We start from the raw sequence: 25,674 nt of genomic DNA on the forward strand, positions 1-25,674 counted from the left end.
TGGACCGGGACGAACATCGCCTCAACTGTCGTGCCGCGCGCCGGCCGATGTAACACGATGTTTCCAAATGGCCAGCATTTGCTTAAACAAAAAACAGCGAGGAATACTCATGCTCGAAGTCATCAACGACTTCCTCTCAGGGAAAGTGCTGATCGTGCTCATTGTCGGGCTCGGTGGCTACTTCACGATCCGCTCGCGTTTCGTCCAGTTCCGTCATTTCTTTCATATGTTCTCGGTGTTCCGGGACAGCCTGAAAAGCAGCACTGACCAGCTCAGCTCCTTCCAGGCCCTGATGCTCAGCCTTGCCGGCCGTGTCGGCGCGGGCAACATCGCCGGTGTCGGCATCGCCGTGACCCTCGGCGGGCCCGGTGCAGTGTTCTGGATGTGGGTGACCGCGCTGGTCGGCATGTCCAGCAGCTTCTTCGAGTGCTCCCTCGGCCAGCTCTACAAGCGCTGCGATTCCGAAGGCCAGTTCCGTGGTGGTCCGTCCTACTACATCCAGCACGGCCTGCAGAAACGCTGGCTGGGCATGATCATGGCGTTCCTGCTGCTGATCACCTTCGGCTTCGCCTTCAACGGCCTGCAAGCCCACGCCGTCACTCACTCCCTGAATAACGCCTTCGGCCTCGATACCACCTACACCGGCCTCGGCCTGGCGGTGCTGCTGGGCCTGGTATTCATCGGCGGGATCAAGCGAATCGCCAAGGTTGCGGACCTGCTGGTACCGGTCAAGACCCTCGCATACATCGCCGTGACGCTCTACGTGATCGTGCTGCAATTCGAACATGTACCAGGCATGCTGGCGACGATCGTCAGGAGCGCCTTCGGTCTGGACCAGGCCTTTGGCGGCCTGATCGGCAGCGCCATTGTCATGGGCGTCAAGCGTGGCGTGTTCGCCAACGAAGCCGGCCTGGGCAGTGCGCCTAACGTGGCCGCCGTGGCGTCGGTGGAGCACCCGGTCGCCCAGGGTGTGGTCCAAGCGTTCAGCGTTTTCCTCGACACGTTCGTGATCTGCACCTGCACCGCGCTGCTGATCCTGCTGTCGGGTTTCTACACCCCAGGCTTCGAAGGCGACGGCATTGCCCTGACCCAGAACTCCCTGGCGGCCGTGGTCGGCGACTGGGGCCGGATATTCATCTCCGTGGCCCTGTCGTTGTTCGTGTTCACCTCGATCCTCTACAACTATTACCTGGGCGAAAACAACCTGCGCTTCATGCTAGGTGAAAACCGCAAGGCGCTGATGGCCTATCGCGCCTTGGTCCTGGGACTGATTTTCTGGGGCGCCATCGAGAACCTCGGCACCGTGTTCGCGTTCGCCGACATCACCATGACGCTGTTGGCGTTCGTGAACCTGATCGCGCTGTTCCTGTTGTTCAAGGTCGGCATGCGCATCTTGCGTGACTACGACGACCAGCGTTCGGCTGGCATCAAGGTGCCGGTGTTCGACTCGAGCAAGTTCCCGGACCTGGACCTGGACCGCAAGGCCTGGCCAGCGACCCCATCGGCACCTGCCGCCGAATCTGGAAACGCTCCGGCGAGCCTGGCTGCAGCGCAACGCTGATCAGCGGGTTGTTTGAAAAAAACCGGGCGCATCCCCTGCGCCCGGCGTGACACAACACAAGGTCGGCGTCATGCTCGGCCTTATGTTGCAGCAGCGAGTGAAGCTGCTGTTTTCGTCCTCGGAGAACACCCCATGAATGCCTCGACCTATCCCGCCGCCCAGCACGTCATGGTGCTCTACACCGGCGGCACCATCGGCATGCAGGCCAGCGCCAACGGCCTGGCCCCGGCATCCGGTTTCGAAGCGCGGATGCGCGACTACCTGCACAGCCAGCCCGAACTGGTTATCCCGCAATGGCGTTTCCGGGAGATGTCGCCGCTGATCGACAGCGCCAACATGACCCCGGGCTACTGGCAGCAACTGCGCGAAGCGGTGGTTGATGCCGTCGATGTGCAAGGCTGCGACAGTGTCCTGATCCTGCACGGTACCGACACACTGGCCTACAGCGCCGCCGCCATGAGCTTCCAGTTGCTCGGCTTGCACGCGCGGGTTTGCTTCACCGGTTCGATGCTGCCGGCCGGCGTGACCGACAGCGACGCCTGGGAAAACCTCAGCGGCGCGCTGGTCGCCCTCGGCCAGGGCCTGGCGCCTGGCGTGCACCTGTATTTCCACGGTGAACTGCTGGCGCCGACCCGCTGCGCCAAGGTGCGCAGCTTTGGTCGTCATCCGTTCAAGCGCCTGGAGCGCCAGGGCGGAGGCATCAAGGCCACGTCGCTGCCGGCGCAGTTGAATTACAACCAGCCGAAACAGTTGGCAAACGTCGTGGTGCTGCCATTGTTCCCTGGCATTGGCGCCGAGGTTATCGATGGCTTGCTGGGCAGCGGCATCCAGGGCCTGGTGCTGGAGTGCTACGGCAGCGGCACCGGTCCGAGCGACAACCCGGCCTTCCTCGCCAGCCTGGAACGGGCGCGGGACAACGGCGTGGTGGTCGTGGCGGTCACTCAATGCCATGAAGGCGGCGTCGAACTGGACATCTACGAAGCGGGCAGTCGCTTGCGCGGCGTCGGCGTGCTGTCCGGCGGCGGCATGACCCGCGAGGCCGCGTTCGGCAAGTTGCAGGCCTTGATCGGTGCCGGGTTGCCGGTGGATGAGGTTCGGCGGCTGGTTGAGCTGGATCTTTGCGGCGAACTGGCATGACCTCCTGGCGAAGCCCTGCCCGTGGGGACTGCCAGGTCAACTGTCAGTTCTGATAGTAGTCCCTCTCTCTCCAGGCCTGACGTGAGCTCCGATAGACCCGCGCCGCATGAGCGGCGTGGGTCTATATCGATCTCGGAGCTCTTATGAAGAACCATAAATACCTCAGCGGTTCGATGGATCAAGCCGACAGGAACAATCTGGAGGCCGCCTGTCGCCCGATATCGCTACGCCAAATCCTTTCCACCGATTGCCCGGCTTGCTGCTGGGAGACCTGAAAGGCAACGCCTTGCCTACGCTGCGCTGCGGTCTTCAGATGGGCCTTGGAAAAATCCTGCGGCGCAGTGTCCTGTTTCGGGTAATGGAAGTGCGCGTACCACAGCACGCGGTTGTTAACCGTGTCGCGAATCTCGTACTCCTGCAGGAAATCGCGGCCTTTGCCGCCGGAACAGTCCAATCGCTCGCCGAGCCTGCGGATGCTGACCTGCCGCTCCTGCAACAGATAGTCCACCGCGCCGACATCCGGGCGTCTCGACTTGAGCATGGCAATACGGGTCGTTCGCCCCAGCGCCCGAAGTTGCCTGGCTCCGGCCCGCAATTGCTCGATCAACACCTGCGGCGCCTGCTCGCCAAGCGGCTGGGTCAACTGCGCCATGTCCAGAGCATGGCGATCCAACTCACCGGCCTTGTTCAAGAACATGTCTTGCACATCGATCGAAGGACTATTTCCGGTGCTCAGCCGCCGGGCCTCGGCCTGGCTTTGGCTGAGCGTAGCAAGCAGTTCCCGCGCCTTTTTTTCCAATCCCTTGAGTTTCTTTCTGGCACTGGCGCTCAGCCCTCCAGCCCCGCCCAACAAGCGCGGGCCGTAGCTAAAACACCACCGACCCTGCCCGTCGTTTTCGAGCCAGGGGCCGGTTCGCGCCGGATGAGCCGTGTCGATAATCACCACGCCCTCCTCCCTGGGTGACACTCGGTACCAGTCCCCTTCCACACTGGCATACCACTCGCTACCCAGCTGGTAGAGCCCGCGATATTCACCCGAGGCCACATAACCTTGCACTGCGGAAAACGCCTCCAGCTTGAACGTGTCGAGCCGGACCAGCTCCCTGGCGGAAAACCGGCCAGGCGGGCTCGACCATCCGTAGAACAGCCTAGCTTTCGCTGCGGACGGGCGAGCGGAAACGGAGGATGTCGATGACGTGTGGATCGCAGTGTCGATCAAGGCACGTGGAACGCTGGTTTCACCACCAGCCACTTGCAACTCATCGAGGCGGGAAAGGTCGCTCAGTTGCCTTCCCCCTTGCACGAGTGCCAACGCCAGGCCGATCAATACGTCGGCCAGCGCCTGGGAGCGGTTTTCGCTGCTCTGGTTTTCGCTGCTGTGGTTCTCCCAGCTCTGGCTTTCGACCAGTTCATCGAGGCTGGCGGTAAGCTGGACCAACAGACCGACCAGCGCCAGCGGGCCGTCGAGCAGCGGCAGCAACAGGTTGAACGTGCCCCAGGCGAATTGCCTGAAACGCTCCCAACGCTCCTGGACGTCAGACACCGAAGCCTCTTTGGCCCGCTCGATCAAGGCCTGGGCGCAGGCCCTGTAAAGCGCCGTGGCAACCTCATCGCGCAGTGGTATGCCGTTGAGCCGGGCCGGCTCTGGAGCAAGGATCACATCAAAATCGGAGAAGATAACCCGGGTTGTGTGAGGCTCATCAAAACCGCCATTGGCATAGATGGCGCGTACAGAGACCGACAGCCCGGCGAGGACGCTGTCCTGCAATTGCCCCTGCTCCTTGATCGCTGCAAAAAGTGACATCCGCGAGGAAAACTCCATCAGGGGCGCGGTAGAGGCAGGCCGATAAAGGATGCATGGCCCCATCGCGACGTTCGCCGGACCGATCACGAACATGTTCATCACCCCATCCGGTGTCGCATCGGCATCCGTCAGGAAGCCCAACGGCCTGACGACGATGTCCTGTCCCTCGACCCGGCGACCGAGGACGTCCGGTTGCAGCGCGGCGACAACGTAGCGATAAGCCAGGTCCGTCAGGCTGTTCTTGATTTTCAGTTCCAACGCCAGTAGCGGCAGCAAGACGCCCAGGCTGTTGCAAAAGTCCCTTTGCCTGCTGACGGCTTCCCGCTCGTCCAGCAGCTTGTACCGGAGCAGTTCGGGATAGTGCTTGCCGATATCGGCTCGTGTAGTCAACGCTCGCAGATAATCATAGGTCAACCAGGTCGGTGGCTCGCCGTCCCGGTAGGTAATGTGGTGCATTGGCGCGAGAGGGAATGCACCGAGGTTTGCCATCGCCATCTGGGGAAACGTCTGGGTTTCTGTTACATAGCGAGAGGGAGGATAAGGCGGATCAACGATCTCGAACACAGTGTCCGTCATCCGCTGCAACGTCACCTTTATTTCGCTGATGCACATGTCAGCACGTGCGCGGTCGTCCTTGAGCATTTCTGCCTTGAGGGCCTGCTCGGCGAACTCGCCGATGGTCGGGATTCCCCGCATGAATGAGGTACCCTTGCGGTGCAGCGTCGCCAACGATGACAGCAGTCGGCTGTAGGTGGCACGGTCCGCCGACGAGGCCTGCTTGAGCCAGGGTGGGAGTAAGTCGAGCAATGTCGACCGCCTGGCTTCATGCCCTGAACGCAATGCACCCAGCAGGAGGCTCAGGCTGGAAAGCTGCGCCACTCTACGTTCAAAACCCTTCGATTCGGTAAAGCCGGAAGCTTCGATCGTCGCAATCTTTTGTAGCTGTCCCTCCAGCAGGCATAAGGTCAATGCATCGAAGATGTCATGCTCTGGAATGTAATTGCTCAATTCCCAGTAAGGCGAGCGCCGGCCGAACCAGGATTCCTCCATCGCAGACTCCGAGCTGAACACCTCGACCCCGCCCGACAGGGTGAACAGCAACGCAATCTCGCGTCCGTCCACGTTACGTGTCATCGACAGAACCAGAACATCGTCGGCTCGGTGGGTGTCAGGGTCGGTGCCATGGACATGGGTAATGAAGGCTTGAGTCGCGGTATTTCCCAGCACATCTTGGCGCTGTCCATTGTCGGGGAAATCGAGGACGGCCTGGACGGTCGCATATTCTTCGCTCTCCAACCCCGCAGAAGCCTGTTGCAATTGTGTCCGGAGCAGATCGGAGACCTGTCGCCAGACGCTGACGCTGCTCCCTTGCGGCTGGCTCCAGAAGTCCACCAGACGTTGTTGATAGCACTCCAGCAACAGTGGACCCCACTGCCCGAGTATCTGTTGAATGTCGGCCAGGGGAATCCCTACGTTTTCCGGGTGGTCCGCACTCGCGGATTTCGAAAGGAAGCTCTCCGGCTTCAAGGCCCTGGCGGTCCCGCTGCGACAACACTCGAGCAACAGATCGGTCAATGGATGACGGATGTACCCGTCGAAAAGGTTTTGCCCTTCCATCAGGTGCCATCGGGGTTCAACCAGCACGGCGTCGGCGACCGATATGTCCAGCGCGGGATAACGGTCGTCGAACACCTCCTGGAGGGTGCGCTGTGCGACCTCCCTCAATGTCGGGCGCAAGGTGAATGCCCCGTGAAGACTCAAGACCAACGAATCGACATCGGTAGCAGGCCACTGAAGGCTGGGGGAAGGGATCGCATTAGAAACAGACATGGGCATTTCCCTATGCAAGTGGAATGAAAGGCCCATTGCCGGGCCGGAACCGTAGTTGCGCCATGCTAGGCAACGCTCGTCTACGACGTGCGGTATCTGGTTATCGCTTTTGTTGCTGGCGATTTCCGGCTCCTCCCGTAAAACAGGCGGCATGCAACTTGCTCGATATCTGGTCTCCCCAGGCTGGAAACGAACCATGCTGCATTCCCACCTCACCACCCTCAACGCTGTCTCCCTGGTGCTCGACGCTTTCAAGCACGACGACCTGCCCCGTGATGCATTGCTGGCCGGCAGCGGCACCGGTCCGAGCGACAACCCGGCCTTCCTCGCCAGCCTGGAACGGGCGCGGGACAACGGCGTGGTGGTCGTGGCGGTCACTCAATGCCATGAAGGCGGCGTCGAGCTGGACGTCTACGAAGCCGGCAGTCGCTTGCGCGGCGTCGGCGTGTTGTCCGGCGGCGGCATGACCCGCGAGGCCGCGTTCGGCAAGTTGCAGGCCTTGATCGGTGCCGGGTTGCCGGTGGATGAGGTTCGGCGGCTGGTTGAGCTGGATCTTTGTGGGGAGCTGGCCTGACCCACTTGCTTGGCCCAGCGCATGGGGGCTGCTTGGTCAACTATCAGTTCTGACAGTAGCTGGCCCCGTCCCTCACGCTTAACGTGAGTTCCGGTAGATCCGCGTCACATGAACGGGCGCGGGTCGATATCGATCTCGGAGCTCATATGAAAACGCATGCATTCCCAAGCAAGCCGGCGTTCGAAGGCTTTCAACAATCCTCGATCACTTCGGTTTCTCAAGAGCAACTGGTGGCACCGGTCCTCTATCGCAACGGTTTTCCATTCATTCCCCATGAAACGCAGGGAATCATCATTCCCGTGGAATTGGCCTCCTCTCATATCCATGTCTATGTGCACATCCCTACAGCCGACCTGCCGGAGGCTGCCACCGTATCCATCAAGGTCCGGGCACTCGACGGCAGCGTTGGCTTCGCTTCTGAAAGCCTGCCAATCAACCCGCCGGAAACAATTATCATCGAAGTGCCGCAAAATCAGCTCAAGCTTTTTGCGGGTAAAGAACTGGCTTTACGCTACTTCATCGAGCTGCCTGATGGGGAGCCGGTAGGTTCCGAGGAATTGTTTGCCAGGGTCACCTCTCCCATCGCTTATACCCCTCCTGTCGTGGAGGGGCTGAACAACTCAACTATTAAGGCATCCGACTATCCAAATGGGCTGAATGTTGATGAAGCGGTTATCGAGAACCTGGAGTATCCGAGCGTTGTGCTGTGCCTTTGGGTAGTATCCATACGGCTGGAAAGTGGTGAAGTGATTACCCTCTACAGCCAGTTACAGAGTGTCCCGGCATCACCAGATTCGCCGTATCAGTTCCGTATTCCTGTACAGGCCTATACCGGCTACCCCGCCGAGGCGATAGGTCGATGCACGGTGGCTGTCGATTTTGCTCCCCATGACCCTGAAGCTCAAACTTATGGGGTCGGTGGCCATGAGTTCAGCTTCATTAACTAGAACTATTGCTCGCTCAGGGATTGTCTGATCGTTGTGGCGAGTGCTCTCTTGCGGGGGGTGATTGATCCGACTTGGTGCCTCTGGCCATTTCAAGCACACCCAATCGCCACATCCTGGCAAGCACCATCCGGCACATAACTTGCCCCCATTTCCAGCCTCCCCCGGCTGGAAACGGACCATGCTGCATTCCCACCTCACCACGCTCAATGCGGTCTCCCTGGTGCTCAACGCGTTCAAGAACGGAGGCTTGCCCAGTGAAGCGCTGTTGGCCGGCAGCGGCATCAGCCTGGCGGACCTGAGCCGGGCGGACACACGCATCACCACCAACCAGGAGATGCAGGTCTGCGCCAACGCCGTGGCGCTCAAACGTGACATAGGCCTGGAATTGGGCCGCAACATGCACGTTTCGTCCTACGGCATGCTCGGCTATGCCCTGCTCACCAGCGCCACCTTAGGTGACGCTTTACGCCTGGCGCTGCGTTACCCGGCGTTATTGGGAACACTCTTTGAGCTGACACTGGAAGACGACGGCGAGCACATCTGGCTCAGCGCCAGCGACTATCGGGAAAACCCGGCCCTGGCGGTGTTCAATGCCGAGTTCTGCATGGTCTCGCTGAGGGTCATCTGCAACGACCTGCTCGGTCATGCGCTCCCCTTGCGGGCGACACGTTTCGAACACTCGGCACCGGATTATCAGGCACGTTATGAGGCCCTGTTCGAGTGCCCTGTGCGTTTTGACAGTATCGACAACGCGTTCGCCTTCGATCGTCACTGGCTCGCGCAGCCCTTGCCACTGGCTGACCCCATCACTCATCACGCCATGGCCGAACGCTGCCGCCGCCAGAACACCGAGTTCACTGGCAGGCAGGCCTGGCTGGGACGCATCCGCCACTCGCTCGCCGCACAACTGGATGCCCCGCCAGGCCTGGAAGGCTTGGCCGAACAGATGAACTGCTCGGCGCGCACCCTGCGCCGGCATCTCAAGGACCTGGGCTGCAGCTACCAGGAATTGCTCGATGAACTGCGCTTCGAACGGGCCAAGCAGATGCTCGGTGAAGATCAATTGCCGATCTACCGGATCGCCGAAATGCTCGGTTTCAGCGAAACAGCCAGCTTCCGCCACGCATTCGTACGCTGGAGCGGCGTGGCGCCGAGTCAGTTCAGGCCATGAACGCAGCCCCCGTGGCGAGGGAGCTTGCTCCCGCTCGGCGGCGCAGCCGTCGTAAATCGGATAACGCGGTTTATCTGTAGAAGATGCGTCAAGCGTTTGGGGCGGCTTCGCCACCCAGCGGGAGCAAGCTCCCTCGCCACGGGACATAAGGGGAGGCCTGGATATCGGTGTTGCCCCGAACCGGCGCATGCCCGCGCCAACAAGGGGCGATTTACGGTCAACTATTTTGGCCATTTCGATCCCCTTTTGGCCTCTCCTGCCGTTTTCCCAAACGCGGCGCGCCGCAAGACTGTGGATACCGGATCAGCCCCTGCGGAGAACAAGAATGCTGACGATCTATTCCGACGATCACCACCTGCACCATGGACGTTGCGAGTTGATGGACGGGCAGCTGATGCCCTGCTTCGAAATGCCCTCCCGCGCCGATCATGTATTGGAGCGGGTCAAGGCCCGGGCGTTAGGGCCGGTGGAGGCGCCACGGGATTTCGGCCTGGCGCCGATCCAGCGCATCCACAGTCCGCAATACCTTGAATTCTTCGAGGGTGCCTGGAACCGCTGGAGCGAATTCAACCGCGACGGCGACCTGCTGCCCTATACCTGGCCGGCGCGCACCCTGCGTACCGTTATCCCGACGAGCCTGCACGGTCAACTCGGCTATTACAGTTTCGACGGCGGCGCCCCGATTACCGCCGGCACCTGGCAGGCCGCCTACAGCGCAGCCCAGGTCGCCCTCACCGCCCAAGCCGAAATCCAGCGCGGTGCCCGCAGTGCCTTCGCGTTGTGTCGGCCACCGGGGCACCACGCCGCCAGCGACTTGATGGGCGGTTATTGCTACCTCAACAACGCGGCGATCGCCGCCCAGGCTTTCCTTGACCAGGGCCACCGGAAGGTCGCGATCCTCGATGTCGACTACCACCATGGCAACGGCACTCAATCGATTTTCTACCAACGCAGCGATGTGTTGTTCGCCTCGATCCATGGCCATCCCGAAGCCGAATTCCCGTTCTTCCTGGGCTACGCCGACGAGCGCGGCGAAGGTACCGGCACGGGATTCAATTTCAACTACCCACTGCCCGCCGGTTCCGGCTGGGACAGCTGGAGCGCCGCCCTCGAACAGGCCTGCGGCGAGGTCCTGGACTATGACGCCGATGTCATCGTCGTCTCCCTGGGCGTGGACACCTTCAAGGACGACCCGATCTCTCAATTCAAGCTCGACAGTCCGGATTACCTGGCGATGGGCAAACGCATCGCGGCGCTCGGCAAACCGACGCTGTTCGTGATGGAAGGGGGTTATGCGGTGGAAGAAATCGGCATCAATGCGGTGAACGTTCTCGAAGGTTTTCAAAGCGCCCAATGAGGAATATCAGCATGAAAAGACTCAAGCGTCTGATGGCTCCAGCCCTCTGCGCCACGCTGCTGTGCGGCGCGGTCCAGGCCGAGGAGCGCACCCTGCGTGTCTATAACTGGTTCGACTACATCACGCCCAAGGCCCTTGAAGATTTCAAGGCGCAGCACAGCCAGGTCAAACTGGTCTACGACATCTTCGACACCAACGAAGCCCTGGAGGCCAAGCTGCTCACCGGTAACGCCGGCTACGACGTGGTGGTGCCGTCCAATGTGTTCCTGGCCAAGCAGATCGAGGCCGGCGTATTCCAGCCCCTGGACCGCAGCAAATTGCCGAACTGGAACCACCTCGATCCCAAGCTGATGAAGCTGATCGAAGCCAACGATCCGGGCAACAAATTTGCGGTGCCCTACATGTACGGCACCATCCTGATCGGCTTCAACCCGGCCAAAGTCAAGGCCGCGCTGGGCGACAATGCGCCGGTGGACAGTTGGGACCTGATCTTCAAGGAAGAAAACATCAGCAAGCTCAAGCAGTGCGGCGTGGCCCTGCTCGATTCGCCTTCGGAAATCCTGCCCTTGGCCCTGCAGCACCTGGGCCTGGATCCCAACAGCAAAAAACCGGCGGACTATGCCAAGGCCGAAGCGCTGCTGATGAAGATCCGGCCGCACATCACCTATTTTCACTCATCCAAATACATGGCCGACATCGCCAACGGCGACATCTGCGTAGCGGTCGGCTACTCCGGCAGCTTCTCCCAGGCCGCCAACCGCGCCAAGGAGGCCAAGAACGGCGTGACCGTGGACATGCGCCTGCCCAAGGAAGGCGCGCCGATCTGGTTCGACATGCTGGCCATTCCCAAGGGCGCGAAGAACCCGGACGACGCCTACGCCTTCATCGACTATCTGTTGCAGCCGAAGGTGATCGCGCCCGTCAGTGACTTTGTCGGCTACCCGAACCCGAACAAGGACGCCACCGACATGGTCGATCCGGCGATCCGCAACAATCCGAACCTGTACCCGACCGAGGCGGCAATGACGACGCTGTACACGTTGCAACCCTTGCCGAGGGATGCCGAGCGGGCACGGACGAGGGCCTGGACGCGGATTAAATCCGGCCAGTGACGCAGGCTGCAGCCTCGGTATGAACTCCAGGGCCGGGGGCGCGCGCCCGGCTCCGTATCAACGGATTCCCCAGGCTTTTGCCAAGCTTGCCAGCGCAGTGTCTATCGCCGCAGGCGGCACGGCGGCGAACCCCAGCACCATGCCTGCACGGATTTGGGACGGCGCCGTGGCGGGCAGCCAATAACTGCTCAATCCGTTGATTTCGATGCCCACGCCGGCGGCCTGGGCAACCAGCTCGCGCTCGCGCTCGATGCTCTGCACTGGAACCGTGACGTGCAGCCCGGCGACCACGGTGGGCATCGCGCCAACGCCTGCGACAGCCTCCGGCCAGCCCGCCAGAAGCGCATCGCGGCGGGCCAGAGCGGCCCGACGCATACGCCTGATGTGCCGCTGGAAATGTCCAGCGGCCATGAACTCGGCCATCACCGCTTGAGTGCTGACTTCAGAATGGCGCACATCCACCGCCCGACGGCGGGCGAAGGCATCGACCAGGCCGGGCGGCAACACCAGGTAACCCAGGCGCAACGCCGGGAACGCAACCTTGCCAAACGTCCCGACATACAGGACGCGGCCTCCGCGATCCAACGCAGCCAAGGGCGCCAGCGGCGCGCCGCTGTAGCGGTACTCACCGTCATAGTCGTCCTCGACGATCCAGCCATCGTTGCGCCCGGCCCAGGCCAGCAGTTCAAGCCGCCGCGCCAGGCTCATGACGACTCCGGTCGGATATTGATGGGATGGCGTCACGTAAGCCAGCCGACAGTGGTCCAGTGCAGCCAGCGCTGCACAATCGAGCCCGTCGCTGTCCACCGGCACGCCCCGCACATCGCCACCGGCCACGGCAAACGCATGCCCCGCGGCGCGATAGCCGGGATTTTCCACCGCAACGATGTCGCCAGGGTCCACCAGCAACTGTGCACAAAGGCTGATCGCCTGTTGCGCGCCGCTGGTGATCACAATTTGCTCAGCCGAGCAGTGCAAACCCCGTGAACTACGCAGGTAGGCCGCGACCAGGCCGCGCAGGCGCGCATCGCCTTGGGCATCGCCGTAGCACAACTGCTGCAGGTCCGGTTTTCGCCAGAACGCCGCGTTCAGCTTGGCCCACACGTCGAAAGGAAACAGATCGAACGCCGGGACGCCGACCCGAAACGCTCTTGGCGGTCCGCTCGGGGGCTGGGCCAAATGATGCTTTTCGACCCGTTCGAGCGCGTTGCTGTGGATAACTTTGCTGGATGGAAACACAGGTGAATCAAGCTGAATTGTGGATAAGGCTGTGGGTAAGCCTGTTGGAAACCCTGTGGATGGTTTTGTGGATAATTTTCCAGACGGCAATGCCAGCGGTGAAAGTTTCGCCACGTAGGTGCCGTCGCCCACTCGCCCTTCTATGAAGCCTTCGGCATACAGCTGGTCGTAGGCACGTACCACGCTGTTGCGGGAAATCGACAACGCCGCCGCCAGGTCGCGGCTGGCCGGCAACCGCGTGCCGCTGGCCAGGCGTCCGTCCAGTACTCGCGCACGCAACGCCTGATAGAGCTGGCGACTGAGCCCATGGCGGCGGTCCAGCTCGATGCCGGCGGGATTAAAAGACAATGGCGGTACGGCATCGGGCATGACTGCACCTGCAAATGGACCTGTCGAATTGGCCGGAAGTGGCTCTTACAACAGACCAATAGCCTGCCTACGATGATGCCAATCGCCAAGGAAAAATTTCCATGTACAACCCAAAAGCCTTTGCTGTGGAAGACCTGCCTCACTTGCATCGCATGATGGATGACTGTCGCCTCGCCGTATTGGTTACCCACGGCGAACACGGCTTGCAGGCCAGCCATCTGCCGCTGTTGCTGGACACACGACAGGGACCGAACGGAACCCTCCATGGGCACATGGCTCGCGCCAATCCGCAGTGGCGTGACCTGGAAGCCGGTGCCGAAGCGCTGGTGGTATTTTCAGGCGCCGACGCTTATGTCAGTCCGGGGTTCTACCCCGGCAAGGCCGAGCACGGCAAGGTCGTGCCCACCTGGAATTACCTTGCCGTCCACGCCTATGGCAACGCCGAGGTGTTCAGCGATCCTCAACGGCTGCGCAACCTGGTCGGCGAACTCACCCACCGCCATGAAAGCGGTCGGGCCCAGCCATGGAAAATCGACGACGCCCCGGCGGAATATATCGACAGCATGCTCAAGGCCATCGTCGGCTTCGCGCTGCCCATCCAGCGTCTGGAAGGCAAGCGCAAGCTCAGTCAGAACCGCAGCCCCGCGGATGCCGCCGGGGTTCGCAACGGGCTCGCCGCGAGCCCCGACCCGCAGGATCAGGCACTCGCACGCCTGATGCCTGAACAATCGCCTCAGGAGTGAACATGAGCCAGCTCGAGATCCGCCTTGTCACCGCCGCCGACCACGCTGCCTGGCTGCCGCTATGGCAGGCCTACCTGCGGTTCTACAACACCGAACTGCCAGACGCGGTAAGCCAGAGCACCTGGCAACGCTTGCTCGACGACCGTGAGCCCACCCATGGCGCGCTCGCCTGGGATGGCGACACGGCGGTGGGCCTGGTGCATTTCATCTACCACCGTTCCAACTGGAGCGTGGAGAACTCCTGCTATCTTCAGGATCTGCTGGTGGCAGAACACTGCCGAGGCAAGGGCGCAGGTCGCCAACTCATCGAATTTGTCTACGCCACCGCCAAGGCGGACGGATGTTGCAAAGTGCACTGGCTGACCCACGAGACCAACGCGACCGCGATCCAGCTCTACGAGCGGATTGCCGAACGCCCTGGCTTCATTCAATTTCGCAAAGCCCTCTAAGGAACGCAGCATGTCCACTTCGCTCGCTGATTGGAAAGGTGTCCCGGCGCCGTTTACGCGCTTGCTCGAAGGACGCTTCATCCGCCTGGAAAAACTCGACCCGACGCGTCACGCCGACGGATTGTGGCAAGCCCTCGAAGGGCCCGGCGCCGACCCGAAGCTCTGGGATTACCTGCCCTACGGCCCGTTCAAGGAGCGCAGCGGGTTCGATACCTGGCTGAACAACCATGCGGCCAACATCGATCCGTATTTCTTCAGCGTGATCGACCGCGCCAGTGGCGACGTGCAAGGTATTCTCAGCCTCATGTCCATCGTGCCGGCGCAAGGCCGTATCGAGATTGGCCATGTCACCTTCGGCGCGCCGATGCAGCGCTCGCCGAAAAGTACCGAGGCGGTCTACCTGCTGGCGAAAGAGTGTTTCGCCCTGGGCTATCGGCGCCTGGAATGGAAATGCAACAACGCCAACGCTCGTTCCCGGTATGCCGCCGAGCGGCTGGGGTTCACATTTGAAGGCGTATTTCGCCAGCATATGGTGGTCAAGGGGCAGAACCGCGACACCGCGTGGTATTCGATGCTGGACTCGGAATGGCCAGTGATCGGGGCAGCCTTCGAGCGCTGGCTGAGTGAGGAAAACCAGAGCGCGGATGGCCAGGTGCGCAGTCTCGCACAGTGCCGAGCCTGACCCTCGGCGCGAACCACGCAGCGTATGCGATGCCTTCGTGGCGAGGGCGCTTGCTTCCTCGCCACGGGGCTCGCAACCAGGGTCAGCGCAGTTGCTGTGCCAACACCGCAATGTGCTCCGGCCCGATGCCGCAACAGCCGCCCAAGTGACTGGCCCCACGCTTGCGCCAGTCCGCCGCCCACCGCAGATAGCCCGGCGGATCGAGGTCTTCGCGCAGCGGGTCCAACCCGTCATTGGCTGTCGCTTCCTTGGGCTGCGGTGGGAAGGCGTTGGCGTAGGCACCGATGTGGATTTTAACGCCCAGGCGCTCGAAGGTTTCGCGCGCCGCGTCGATCGCTGCGCCAATCACCTCGGGCTGGCTGCAATTGAACAGCAGCGTCTCGACCCCCAGCTCCGCCGCCACTGCCGCGGCGTCCGCCACCGGCTCGCCGGAGCGCAGGCGCGGCACTTCATCGGTGTCTTCGTCTTTCAAGGTAAACGACAGCCAGAACGGCTTGCCATCCTTCGGCAGCCCGGCATGAATGGCCCGCGCCTCGACGGTCGAACTCTGGGTCTCGGCCAGCCACAGGTCGACATGAGATGTCAGGCCAGCAACCAATGGCGCCAGCAGTTCGCTGGCGCGGGAGGCGTCGAACAGATCGGGACGGTAGGAACCAAACAGCGGAGGGAGCGATCCGGCCACCCGCACCGCTTTGCCTGAAGCCTGCACCGCCCGCCTGGCCAATTCCCCCGCCAATGCCGCCAACGCCTGGCCTTCCTCGGCAAAGCGCGCCTCACCGATATGAAAGGGCACCACGGCGTAGCTGTTGCTGGTAATCACATCGGCGCCGCTGACGATATAAGCCGCATGCACCGCCTCCACAGCCTGGGGCGCTTCGCTCAGGGCCAGGGCCGACCACTCGGGCTGTCTAAACGGCGCACCACGGCGTTGTAGCTCACGGCCCATGCCGCCGTCGAGAATAGTTGTCCTTGCTGCGGCCATATGCGATTCACTCATAAGCTTATGAAAAATACTCACTATCGGAGTCGTTCTTATAACTATTTAATGCGCACTCTTCCGCCAATCACAACCTATTTTTCAGCCTGGGATTTATCGTGAAATTACCTTTACCGCTTGCCCTGGGCTTGACGCTGCTGGCCGCTTCCTCATCGATCCTTGCCGGCACCACGCTGGACCGTATTGAGCAGAAAAAAGAACTGGTCGGCGTGTTGATGGAAAGCTACCCGCCCTTCTCTTTTCTCAATGACCAGAACCAGCTTGACGGTTTCGACGTGGACGTCGCCAAGGCCGTCGCGCAAAAGCTTGGGGTCAAGCTGCGCTTGGAAACGCCCTCGTGGGATGTGATCGCGGCCGGCCATTGGAGTGGCCGCTACGACATCTGCATCTGCTCGATGACACCGAGCAAGGCCCGCGCCGAAGTGTTCGATTTTCCGGTGCGGTACTACGCCTCGCCAGCGGTGATCGTGGTCAACGCCAAGGACGACAGCATCCATGGCGCCAAGGACCTGAGCGGCAAGAAAGTCGGCCTCACCAGCGCCTCCAGCTACGAAAGCTACCTGAACAAGAACCTGGTGATCGAAGGCGCCGAGGATACCCAGTTGAGCTACCCGTTCGAGGATGTGCAAATCGCGCCATACGATACCGACAACGTGGCGTTCCAGGACCTGGGCCTCGGCGCCGGGGTTCGGCTGGATGCGGTGCTGACCAACCTGGTGACCGCGCAGCCACGCCTGACCGAAGACAAGCGCTTCAAACTGGCGGGCGAGCCACTGTATTCAGAGCCTAATTCGGTTGCCATCGAGAAAGGCGACGCCGAGTGGAACAGCAAGGTGCGTGAAGTCTTTGCCCAACTGAAGCAGGACGGCACCCTGAGCAAGCTCTCGCAAAAATGGATCGGTGCCGACATCAGCCAATGAGTTCTTTTCCACCCCCTATCCAGCCGCCTCCACCGGTGGCTGAGTCGCGCCTGCAAAAAATCTTCGGTTTTCGCACACGGCTGTATCTGACCTGGGCCGCGATGCTGGTGCTGTTCGCCAGTTTCTTCCTGAGTTTCGACCTGAAGTTCTCGATCATCCTCGACAAACTGCCGAACCTGCTGGGCGTGCACCTGGCGCCCAACGGCTTTCTCCAGGGCGCAGTGCTGACACTGTTCTTGTGCCTGTGCTCCATCGTCGCCTCGTCACTGCTGGGTTTCATCACCGCGCTGGCGCGCTTGTCCAGCAGTGCGGTGGCGTTCGGCATCGCCAGCTTCTACGCGTCGTTCTTCCGTGGGACGCCGCTGCTGATCCAGATCCTGCTGATCTACCTGGGCCTGCCGCAACTGGGCGTGGTTCCGGGCGCCATCGCTGCGGGGATCATCGCCCTGTCACTCAACTACGGCGCCTACTTGAGCGAAATCTTCCGTGCCGGGATTCTCGGCGTGCCTCACGGCCAACGGGAAGCTTCCCTCGCCCTGGGCATGGGTGAAACCGTGATTTTCTGGCGCGTCACCCTGCCCCAGGCCATGCGTACCATCATCCCGCCGACCACCAACCAGTTTATCTCGATGCTCAAGGACTCTTCGCTGATCTCGGTGATGGGGGTCTGGGAGGTGATGTTTCTGGCGCAGTCCTATGGTCGTTCCAGCTATCGGTATATCGAGATGCTGACTACGGCGGCGGTTATCTATTGGTTGATGTCCATTGCGCTGGAGCTGATTCAGGCGCGGATGGAGCGGCATTATGGGAAGGCTTATCTCAAGCGCAGTTGACGTGGGTATAAGACAGCAACAATCAAACAATGGATATCAAACTCGCCCTTCGGACTCAGGAATTAGGGGTCCAACGGGGCTTTCGCCTCAATAAATACGTTGAGGCTTGCGAGCCGACGCACACCATTCTGAAGAAGCACCAAGTTATCAGGCTCAGACATAAACCAAGCAAAAGTCCCCCAAGCCAAACCCGTGATGGTTTTCTTGAATCCAGCTGCCTCCCTGTCTGCGTAAGCCGTTACAAAAGCGACCTGTGAGCGACTGAAGCCCCCTCTATCTGTTATCGCGTACAACGCCTCTTGCCTGCGCGGGGTAATAGCTCCATCGGTTGCAACGACCTCGACAAAGACGATTAATGGCTCGATAGGACCGAGATCTACCAGAATCAGATCAGGAAGATTTTTCTGCGCCTCAATATCCAGCCCAATGTTTGAAGCCAGCTGAAGATCGGGATGAGCAACCTTGTTACCTGATTCACTCAGCCAGATAACACCTGGCTGTTCCAAGAATTTGACAGCAAAAACCTCCACAACTGCCTTCGATATGTCTGAGCTAGGCCCCGGAACGAGCCGACGGGTGTCACCACTGGGAAAAGATACTAAAACACCATCTCTTCCTGCCGTACCTGCTCGCATAAGGGACACACGAGCTCTCGCACTACGCGACAAATGTTTTTCCTGCCAGGCTAAGATGGCAGCAGACAAGTCCTCACCTACTAGGTCAGGGTCGAAAAGAGCCGCAAGGTCCGCCTTAAGTGCATAACGAGGCAGCCCCGATGTCGTAGGTATATCCGGCCGCTCAAGCACGGCCCCCACAACCAACAAACCCTCTCTCAATGTTTCGTCGCGAATAGGCTCACGGGTATTATCTGCATACCAACGAACGCCTGGAACCTGAAAGGCCTTTTTCCGCAAATTGGTCCGGTAAGTTAAGCGAGCGTTCTCACAGCAATCTTCAGCCTGCGTATCTGTCATTCGATATACATGCACCGGCCCAAGCCAGACATCCGCACCTTCGACTGCGCCGATATAAAGCATCGCAAAAACTGTGCTCGCAGCCAGCTCGCGTATGCAGTAAGAACGGTTAGGCGTTCCCTCTGGAAAAATCAGAGGCAGCCTTTCGGATATCAACGATCGCGAAACATGAGGTGGTAGCACATTTCTTCCTTAGAAAAGTTTGGAACAAGCTGCTTCGATGGACTCTTTTGAAGCGTCAGCTTCAACCAACCTTGCTAGCTCCTTCAAGGCCGCAGGATCGGGTAAAGGCAAGGATTCAAGCTCATAGGCTGAAACTGCTACAGAACCACTGACGCAACGAAACGCACGGTCAGCCGCCCCGCTATTCAAAAAAGCAGCAAGCACGGCAGTATTAACTTTGGGAACGTCTGTGATGGGTCTGACCATGTTGATATGGTTCTCTATCACCACCCCCCCATGCGACTGAAGGAAATCTGTTGGTAACGCGGCTGCGATAAGACGACGGCTCTGCTCTTTGGCAGTGGTGCGCTGTAAAAGCACACAGGGCTGGGTCGTGACCAGCCATTGATCAGAGGGCGCCAGTTCGAAATAGGGAGCATGGTTTTTCTTCTCCGCTCGAAAAACAAACTCCCCGTCGGCTGTAATTGCTTCAGCCCAAATAAGTGGTAGCCGACTGCTACCAGCTTGGTAGGTCAGTTGCGATTTATGACGGTTCCAGACCAACGGCCCCGTACTGACTCTGTATCCCCAGTCAACAAGACGATGTGGCATCTCAGAAAGCCTTTTCACAAGTTTCGTTTGGTTGGGATTCCGAGGTAGCAGCCAAGGCAAAGTGCGGTCTTTTGGCAGGACGATTGACCCCGTCTCTCTAATTTCAGTCACACCGTCCGCAGATATTATTTCAGAGACCACAACCGGAACGGCTTCGCCAGCCTTACGGTAAGTGGTGAGAGCCATTTCTTGAAGAACATCATCAAAAACGCCTTTACGGGCCGCAACGAAATCTATGGAAATCGGAGGTGCTTCTTGGCCAATCAGCGCACGCAGATTTTTGAAATACCCCCCCGCCAAAAAAGAAGTAGGGGTCACAAAAGCTATCAGCCCACCCGGTTTGGTTTGGCGAATGGCGAAGTCAGTAAACAGTCCGTAGAGATTGGCATGACCGTATAGAGAACGCTTATACAACTCGCGCGTTTCGAGATCGAGCTTGGCTTTGCCATACGGCGGATTACCGATGACCAAATCGAATCCGTCTTTAGTCGGATTATTCCGCAACGAATCACAAACCGTGATCATGACAGGTAAGCGCAGACCCGACGGGCGACTGATGGGCAGCAATACTGCGTCCAAAGTAACTTGGCTGAGCCAGGCTCCGAACGGATCTATTTCAAAGCCGTGCAGCCGGTTACCGATACTTTGCAGCAGCAGTCTCGGGCTGCATTGTGCAAGCTCCTTCATAATTCGCTGCGCAATGGGTGCGAGAAACGCACCACCGCCACACGCCGGATCCAGAACACGACATTTCGCCCAATCAACATTCGCTGACGTGGCCTGATCGATAAGCCGCGCGGTTAGAGCTGGAGGCGTATAGAAAATCCCATACTCTCCACGATGCTCCACGGGCAGCATACTGGTGTAAGTAAGCCCTATCTGATAGGCAGCCGTCTCCGCGTCGAATTCTGCGGCTGCCGTACCGATCTGCTCGGCAAGCAAGCTGGCGGCGTCTGAAAGTGTTGAGGTTTCAAATTCGGCAATCGGTGCACGAAGCTCCTGAGGAGCGATTTCATCCTGGTTGAGGCCGCGCCACCAAGCTTCAATTAGCCGAACGCCAAATGCTCTTGCCAAGCTCAACTGTTTGTCTATAGGGAACCCGGCAGCCAACGCACGAGCCGTAGCCCTGGCGGTAACCAACGACTGAACCGGCGCCTTCAAAGCAAATGGAACGTCCAGCTCAGCAAATGTCATTTGCGCCTCTTTTGCCATACACCCCCCATAGCGGGTCGCGATTCTACCTTGCTTTGAAGGTCTAGACGCCCCGGCTATCGCCCTTACGCGATGTTGCGTTAAAAAAAGGTAATCAACAATTAGCAATCGGCTCGGCAAACCCAGCCACCAGCTCAAAAATCGATAAAGCTGTATGAATATACAGCCTCATCATAACAATGCTAATTCATCGGCTAAACGGTTGAGCTGACAGAACCTGTCTAGTTTGAAGGCGGATTGCTACTAGCTTGCGCCTGGAGATCACCCTCTCCATCGACACGCCATCCCAACACCTCCAACGCATCGCAACCGTCCTGCAACAGCAGATGCGCGGCGCTGGTGAAGTGCTCCAGGTCATAGCCTTCGGCGTTTTTCATGCATAGACAGGAAACGCTGTTGAGTAAATCTCGAGCCACTTTGATGCGATGCGCAGCAGTTTCCAAGAGATCGGAGGCGCCGGCTTCCGTGTCGATAAAAAGTGTGGCTCCGGCGCTGGTATTTGCTTGAAGGGGATGGAACTTGATCATCGGGTTGCTCTCTTGAGTTAGGAGCTACCGCCGTTCGCGGAGGCAGCAAAAAGCGCCGCCGTTGGGGGCGCTCGTGCACTCTTGTTCGACCGGCTAAGATCGGTCACCGATTTGTCGATGACGAGAGAACTATAGGCGAGGCCCTAATGACAAAAAACCGGGTTTCTTGATCTCGGAGCGATCCTACGCGAAACCCGGAACGGGTTTACAGATTCGATATTTGACACACAGATCTCGGAATTCAGCCACGCAGAAAGGTCTGGGTATGCTGTAGGGCAATGCTTCGAGCCACGGAGGCCGGCGCGGTGATGCTGTGATCACAGCGTGGGCAGCCTACAAGCTCCATCGCTATGTCTCGCCAGCGGCTAGGAGAAGGCTGGCATCGCGACCCGGGATGAAATTTTTAAAGTTCGACCTCATTCATGAGAGGTCGTACTCAATGCCTACCCAACATGTATTCCTGCCCCAACACCTCGCACTGGCAATAACCTTGGCGCTTGGCTGTGCCGAGGTTTCAATGGCTCAGTCAGTTGTCGGGGAAGCCCGCCCCGTTGAAACAACCGCCAAGATGCAGGCGAGGCTCAAGGCGTTCGCGGCGGCGCCGGATATAAAGACCGAGAGGGTCACCGAAGCTCAGGAAGCGCCCCTATCGCTGGGCGACAGCGACGACTTGGTGATTGTCAGCAAGCAAGGCGAACTTTTCGGGCTTACTGACGGAGGCGGCGGGACTAATGTCCTGCAATTGGATATCGCCAAGGGAGGCGTGATCAATCAAATAAGTAACGTTAACGATCTGCATCTCAAGCAAGGCGAATGGTCCAACGGCGTCGCTTTCAACGGTGCAAGCCTGGTCGACTCGAAGGCCAAGCTGACCAACACCGGTCAGATTGCGAGTGCGGTGCACGTGCTTGGTATATTCGATAACCGGGGTACCGTGGCCGGTCCCGTGTTCGTTGGAAGAAACGCCACGTTCAGCGGCAACGGGAGGGTCGATGCGCTGGATGTAACGGGCTTGATGAAGGTCGGTCCAGACATTGGCGCTCCTTCGGTTACCAACGACCTCAAACTCTCCAAGAGCGCGACGTTGGTTTACGGAATCGACGCGGAGAAAGGCAGCGCCACGATCAAGGTTGGCGGTACCGCGACGCTGGGCAATGCAACATTGAAAATCCCCGCCGTACCTGGCGAATACACCGATACGCACAGGCGCGTCGTGATTGATGCGGGCAAGATCGAGGGGAAATTCGGAAAGATCGACAGTGAACTTGCCTTTCTGACAGCGACACCTGACTACACGGTAGAGAAACAGGTAGGGCTGGTCTTTGAGCGCAACAACGTTCCGCTGGGAGACGCAGCCACCTCTTCCAACGGTCGCAACTTGATGGAATCTATCGAAGAGCAACAACCACCAAAAACACCGAAACCGGAACTGTCCAGTACCTTAGTGGCTGCGCCTTCTCCTGCCGTCGATTCGCAAACCAGCAGCCCAACATCAACATCCACCGAACCACCAAAAATCATTGCCAGCGCCCCGCCCAAGTCCGTCGCCAAGTTGCAAGCCATAAAGCCTGCCCCCAAACCCAACGCCGCAATTAGCGCATTGCTCGGTACTAACAAGACCACAGCCGCCGATGCCATCGACCAACTCGGCGGCTACGACACCGCAGACCTGGGCAACGCCACCCTGAGCAGCGTCGCACCGATCAGCTCGGGAATGCTTTCCGCCATGGGCCGGAACAATCCGGTGGGCGAACATGCCAACGGCCAAGTCTGGGTCCAGGCCATCGGCAACAGCGGTAGCCTCGCCAAGGAACTGGGCAGCTATGCCCTCAAGCACTCGACCAAGGGCCTAATGCTGGGAACCGACTGGGCTGTCAGCTCCAATTGGCGGCTGGGCATCATCGGCGGCAAGACCCAGACACGACTGGACAGCTATCAATTCGACGGCGCCTTGGACAGTTGGCTCGCCGGCGCATACGCCTTACGCCAGGACGGTCCGCTGGCGCTGCGCCTGGGCGTTGTTTATGGCAGTCATGACGGCAGCACCAAGCGCCACGTTGCCTTCAACGGATTCAGGGATCACTTGAAGGGTCGTTACGATGCCACGACACAGCAGGTCTTCGGGCAAGTGGGCTACAACCTGGATGTTGGACATTTCGATATCGAACCCTATGTCCAAGTGGGTTACCAGCGCTATCGACGCGATGCCTATACCGAAAAAGGTGGAGACGCCGCATTGCAGTACAACGGCCAGGCACAAGAACACTACAGCAGCGACCTCGGCCTGCGCCTCGCCCGCCCTTTGGTTTTCGACCGAGGCATGCGATTGACACCGCGGCTGGATGTCGGCTGGAAACACTTGTACGGCAACGTAAGGGGCACATCCCACCAACGTCTGGTTAGCGGCGGCGGCACCTATACGATCGAAGGGGTTGAGCTGGACCGCGACAGCGTTCTGCTGCAAGCGGGTCTGGACCTGGCCATTTCGCCCCGGCACACCTTTGGATTGAGCTACAGCGGTGAAACCGGCCAGGACAACCGCAACGGTGCGCTGGTGGGACAGTGGCGGATGGCGTTCTGACGGGCAAAAAAAAGGGGAGCACCTGCTCCCCCGAGGTAAAACGTTGCATCGAGGCTGTTTGGATCAGCCTTCGATTTCGACCAGGATCTCGCCCGGATTGACCCGGTCGCCCTTGGCAACATGAATGGCCGTGACCTTGCCCGGTATGGCTGCCTGGACTTCGGTCTCCATTTTCATGGCTTCGGTAATCAACACGGCTTGGCCGGCTTTCACCACATCGCCCTCCTTGACCAGCACATCGACGATGTTGCCCGGCATGGTGGTGCTGACGTGGCCTGGCGCAGTGGCTTGCTTGCGCTTGCTGCTGCCGCCGCCGACAAATTCGTTGAGCGGTTCGAACACGACCTCTTCCGGCATGCCGTCAATGGACAGATAGAAATGACGCTTGCCCTCGGCCTTGACGCCAACGCCGGTAATGTCGACGCGGTAGGTTTCGCCGTGGACATCAATGACGAACTCGGTCGGCACACCCTCGCCGCCGGCAGAGCTCACACTGCCCGCTTCGGGGATAGGCAACAGCACTTCCGGGGTCAAGGTGCCGGCTTCGCGCTCCTCGAGAAACTTGCGACCGATGTCCGGGAACATCGCATAGGTCAGCACGTCTTCCTCGGACTTGGCCAAGGCGCCGATTTCGCCACGCAGCCGGGTCATCTCCGGCTTGAGCAGGTCGGCGGGACGGACGTCGATCACGTCTTCACTACCGATGGCTTGGCGGCGCAGCTTCTCGTTCACCGCACCTGGCGCCTTGCCGTAGCCGCCTTGCAGATAGAGCTTCACCTCGTTGGTGATGGTCTTGTAGCGCTCACCGGCCAACACGTTGAAGAATGCCTGGGTGCCGACGATCTGTGAGGTCGGGGTTACCAGCGGCGGGAAGCCGAGGTCTTCGCGCACTCGCGGAATCTCCGCCAACACTTCGTTCATGCGGTTCAGTGCACCCTGCTCTTTCAACTGGTTGGCCAGGTTGGAAATCATTCCGCCTGGTACCTGGTTGACCTGGACGCGGGTATCCACCGCGGTGAACTCGCTTTCGAACTGGTGGTACTTCTTGCGCACGGCGTAGAAATACAGGCCGATTTCCTGCAACAGCTCCAGGTCCAGGCCGGTGTCGAACTCGCTGCCCTTGAGAGCGGCCACCATCGATTCGGTACCCGGATGGCTGGTGCCCCAGGCGAAGCTGGAAATGGCCGTATCGATGTGGTCGGCGCCGTTCTCGACAGCCTTGAGCTGGCACATCGCGGCGAGGCCGGCGGTGTCATGGGAGTGGATGAATACCGGCAACGATTGCTCGGCCTTCAGCGCCTTGACCAGTTCGCCAGTGGCATAAGGAGTCAGCAGGCCGGCCATGTCCTTGATCGCCACCGAGTCGCACCCCATGGCCTCCATCTGCTTGGCCTGGGCCACAAAGGCTTCGATGGTGTGCACCGGGCTGGTGGTGTAGGCGATGGTGCCTTGGGCATGCTTGCCGGCAGCCTTCACCGCTTCGATGGCGACGCGCAGGTTACGCACGTCGTTCATCGCATCGAAGATACGGAACACGTCGATACCATTGACCGCGGCCTTGGCGACGAACGCCTTGACCACATCATCGCTGTAATGGCGATAGCCGAGCAGGTTCTGGCCCCGCAGCAGCATCTGCAAGCGAGTGTTGGGCAGCGCTGCGCGCAGTTGGCGCAGACGCTCCCACGGATCTTCTTTCAGGAAGCGCACGCAGGCGTCGAAGGTGGCGCCGCCCCAGACTTCCAGCGACCAGTAGCCGACTTTGTCGAGCTTGTCGCAGATCGGCAGCATGTCTTCGGTACGCATGCGGGTGGCGAGCAGCGATTGGTGGGCGTCGCGCAGGATTGTGTCGGTAACGTGGATCTTCTTGGACATTGTCATGAT

19 protein-coding genes and 1 pseudogene are annotated in these 25,674 nt (G+C 59.8%); 13 read left to right on the forward strand and 7 right to left on the reverse strand.

Annotation, left to right across the window (positions count from 1 at the left end):
- Positions 1–109: 109 nt before the first annotated feature.
- Entirely contained in the window at positions 110–1,561 is a 1,452-nt protein-coding gene (locus J3P94_RS00220; protein ID WP_434570588.1) for an alanine/glycine:cation symporter family protein, read from the forward strand.
- A 132-nt stretch (positions 1,562–1,693) separates the two neighbouring features.
- Positions 1,694–2,698: an asparaginase gene (locus tag J3P94_RS00225; protein WP_434570590.1), complete on the forward strand. Its 1,005-nt coding sequence runs from the start codon at positions 1,694–1,696 to the stop codon at positions 2,696–2,698.
- A 178-nt stretch (positions 2,699–2,876) separates the two neighbouring features.
- On the opposite strand, the gene J3P94_RS00230 is transcribed toward J3P94_RS00225, so the two are convergent.
- On the reverse strand, positions 2,877–6,485 hold the full coding sequence (locus J3P94_RS00230; RefSeq protein ID WP_434570592.1) for a dermonecrotic toxin domain-containing protein: 3,609 nt from the start codon (positions 6,483–6,485) through the stop codon (positions 2,877–2,879).
- A gap of 136 nt (positions 6,486–6,621) precedes the next feature.
- Between J3P94_RS00230 and J3P94_RS00235 the strand changes: the two are divergent.
- The 5 genes and pseudogenes from J3P94_RS00235 to J3P94_RS00255 form a co-directional block, all read left to right on the forward strand.
- Positions 6,622–6,906: pseudogene (locus J3P94_RS00235) on the forward strand (asparaginase); the annotation flags it as partial.
- A 146-nt stretch (positions 6,907–7,052) separates the two neighbouring features.
- Entirely contained in the window at positions 7,053–7,853 is an 801-nt protein-coding gene (locus J3P94_RS00240) for a hypothetical protein (protein WP_434570594.1), read from the forward strand.
- A 178-nt stretch (positions 7,854–8,031) separates the two neighbouring features.
- The gene (locus J3P94_RS00245; RefSeq protein ID WP_434570596.1) at positions 8,032–9,024 is read left to right on the forward strand and encodes an AraC family transcriptional regulator; all 993 of its coding nucleotides are present in this window, start codon (positions 8,032–8,034) and stop codon (positions 9,022–9,024) included.
- Positions 9,025–9,349: 325 nt separating this feature from the next.
- Complete coding sequence (locus tag J3P94_RS00250) at positions 9,350–10,381, forward strand: histone deacetylase family protein (protein WP_434570598.1); 1,032 nt, start codon at positions 9,350–9,352, stop codon at positions 10,379–10,381.
- Between the two features lie 11 nt (positions 10,382–10,392).
- Positions 10,393–11,493 carry a polyamine ABC transporter substrate-binding protein gene (locus J3P94_RS00255; RefSeq protein ID WP_434570599.1) on the forward strand — a complete coding sequence of 367 codons (1,101 nt, stop codon included), beginning with the start codon at positions 10,393–10,395 and terminating at the stop codon, positions 11,491–11,493.
- Between the two features lie 57 nt (positions 11,494–11,550).
- Here J3P94_RS00255 and J3P94_RS00260 read toward each other — a convergent pair whose 3' ends face one another.
- Positions 11,551–13,101, reverse strand: coding sequence for a PLP-dependent aminotransferase family protein (locus J3P94_RS00260; RefSeq protein ID WP_434570601.1), 1,551 nt, complete (start codon positions 13,099–13,101; stop codon positions 11,551–11,553).
- Between the two features lie 101 nt (positions 13,102–13,202).
- Between J3P94_RS00260 and J3P94_RS00265 the strand changes: the two genes are divergently transcribed.
- Genes J3P94_RS00265 through J3P94_RS00275 form a run of 3 tightly spaced genes read left to right on the forward strand, consistent with a single transcriptional unit; the run spans position 13,203 to position 14,975 of the window.
- Positions 13,203–13,844, forward strand: coding sequence for an FMN-binding negative transcriptional regulator (locus J3P94_RS00265; protein ID WP_434570603.1), 642 nt, complete (start codon positions 13,203–13,205; stop codon positions 13,842–13,844).
- Positions 13,845–13,846: 2 nt separating this feature from the next.
- The gene (locus J3P94_RS00270; RefSeq protein WP_434570605.1) at positions 13,847–14,293 is read left to right on the forward strand and encodes a GNAT family N-acetyltransferase; all 447 of its coding nucleotides are present in this window, start codon (positions 13,847–13,849) and stop codon (positions 14,291–14,293) included.
- Positions 14,294–14,303: 10 nt separating this feature from the next.
- The gene (locus J3P94_RS00275) at positions 14,304–14,975 is read left to right on the forward strand and encodes a GNAT family N-acetyltransferase (protein WP_434570607.1); all 672 of its coding nucleotides are present in this window, start codon (positions 14,304–14,306) and stop codon (positions 14,973–14,975) included.
- Positions 14,976–15,057: 82 nt separating this feature from the next.
- Here J3P94_RS00275 and J3P94_RS00280 read toward each other — a convergent pair whose 3' ends face one another.
- Positions 15,058–15,957, reverse strand: a complete 900-nt coding sequence (locus J3P94_RS00280; protein ID WP_434570608.1) for a homocysteine S-methyltransferase family protein — start codon at positions 15,955–15,957, stop codon at positions 15,058–15,060.
- A 113-nt stretch (positions 15,958–16,070) separates the two neighbouring features.
- On the opposite strand from J3P94_RS00280, the gene J3P94_RS00285 reads away from it, so the two are divergent.
- Together J3P94_RS00285 and J3P94_RS00290 are read left to right on the forward strand one after the other, a co-directional pair.
- Complete coding sequence (locus tag J3P94_RS00285; protein ID WP_434570609.1) at positions 16,071–16,892, forward strand: ABC transporter substrate-binding protein; 822 nt, start codon at positions 16,071–16,073, stop codon at positions 16,890–16,892.
- On the forward strand, positions 16,889–17,725 hold the full coding sequence (locus tag J3P94_RS00290; RefSeq protein ID WP_434570611.1) for an amino acid ABC transporter permease: 837 nt from the start codon (positions 16,889–16,891) through the stop codon (positions 17,723–17,725). Before J3P94_RS00285 ends, J3P94_RS00290 begins: the two co-directional genes overlap by 4 nt.
- A gap of 62 nt (positions 17,726–17,787) precedes the next feature.
- Here the strand turns inward: J3P94_RS00290 and J3P94_RS00295 are convergent, their stop codons facing one another.
- The 3 genes from J3P94_RS00295 to J3P94_RS00305 all read right to left on the reverse strand — a co-directional run bounded on the left by J3P94_RS00295 (position 17,788) and on the right by J3P94_RS00305 (position 21,212).
- Positions 17,788–18,882, reverse strand: a complete 1,095-nt coding sequence (locus J3P94_RS00295) for a BsuBI/PstI family type II restriction endonuclease (RefSeq protein ID WP_434570612.1) — start codon at positions 18,880–18,882, stop codon at positions 17,788–17,790.
- A gap of 9 nt (positions 18,883–18,891) precedes the next feature.
- A complete protein-coding gene (locus tag J3P94_RS00300) occupies positions 18,892–20,667 on the reverse strand; it encodes an HsdM family class I SAM-dependent methyltransferase (RefSeq protein WP_434570614.1) in 1,776 nt (591 codons plus the stop codon).
- Between the two features lie 239 nt (positions 20,668–20,906).
- Positions 20,907–21,212, reverse strand: coding sequence for a hypothetical protein (locus J3P94_RS00305; protein WP_434570615.1), 306 nt, complete (start codon positions 21,210–21,212; stop codon positions 20,907–20,909).
- 394 nt (positions 21,213–21,606) lie between these two features.
- On the opposite strand from J3P94_RS00305, the gene J3P94_RS00310 reads away from it, so the two are divergent.
- Entirely contained in the window at positions 21,607–23,793 is a 2,187-nt protein-coding gene (locus tag J3P94_RS00310) for an autotransporter outer membrane beta-barrel domain-containing protein (protein ID WP_434570617.1), read from the forward strand.
- 63 nt (positions 23,794–23,856) lie between these two features.
- On the opposite strand, the gene oadA is transcribed toward J3P94_RS00310, so the two are convergent.
- Positions 23,857–25,665 (reverse strand): sodium-extruding oxaloacetate decarboxylase subunit alpha, encoded by a 1,809-nt coding sequence (oadA, locus tag J3P94_RS00315; RefSeq protein WP_434570619.1) that lies wholly within the window; start codon positions 25,663–25,665, stop codon positions 23,857–23,859.
- Between the last annotated feature and the right edge of the window lie 9 nt (positions 25,666–25,674).

The organism is Pseudomonas sp. Z3-8, from assembly GCF_051131975.1.
Lineage (GTDB): Bacteria > Pseudomonadota > Gammaproteobacteria > Pseudomonadales > Pseudomonadaceae > Aquipseudomonas.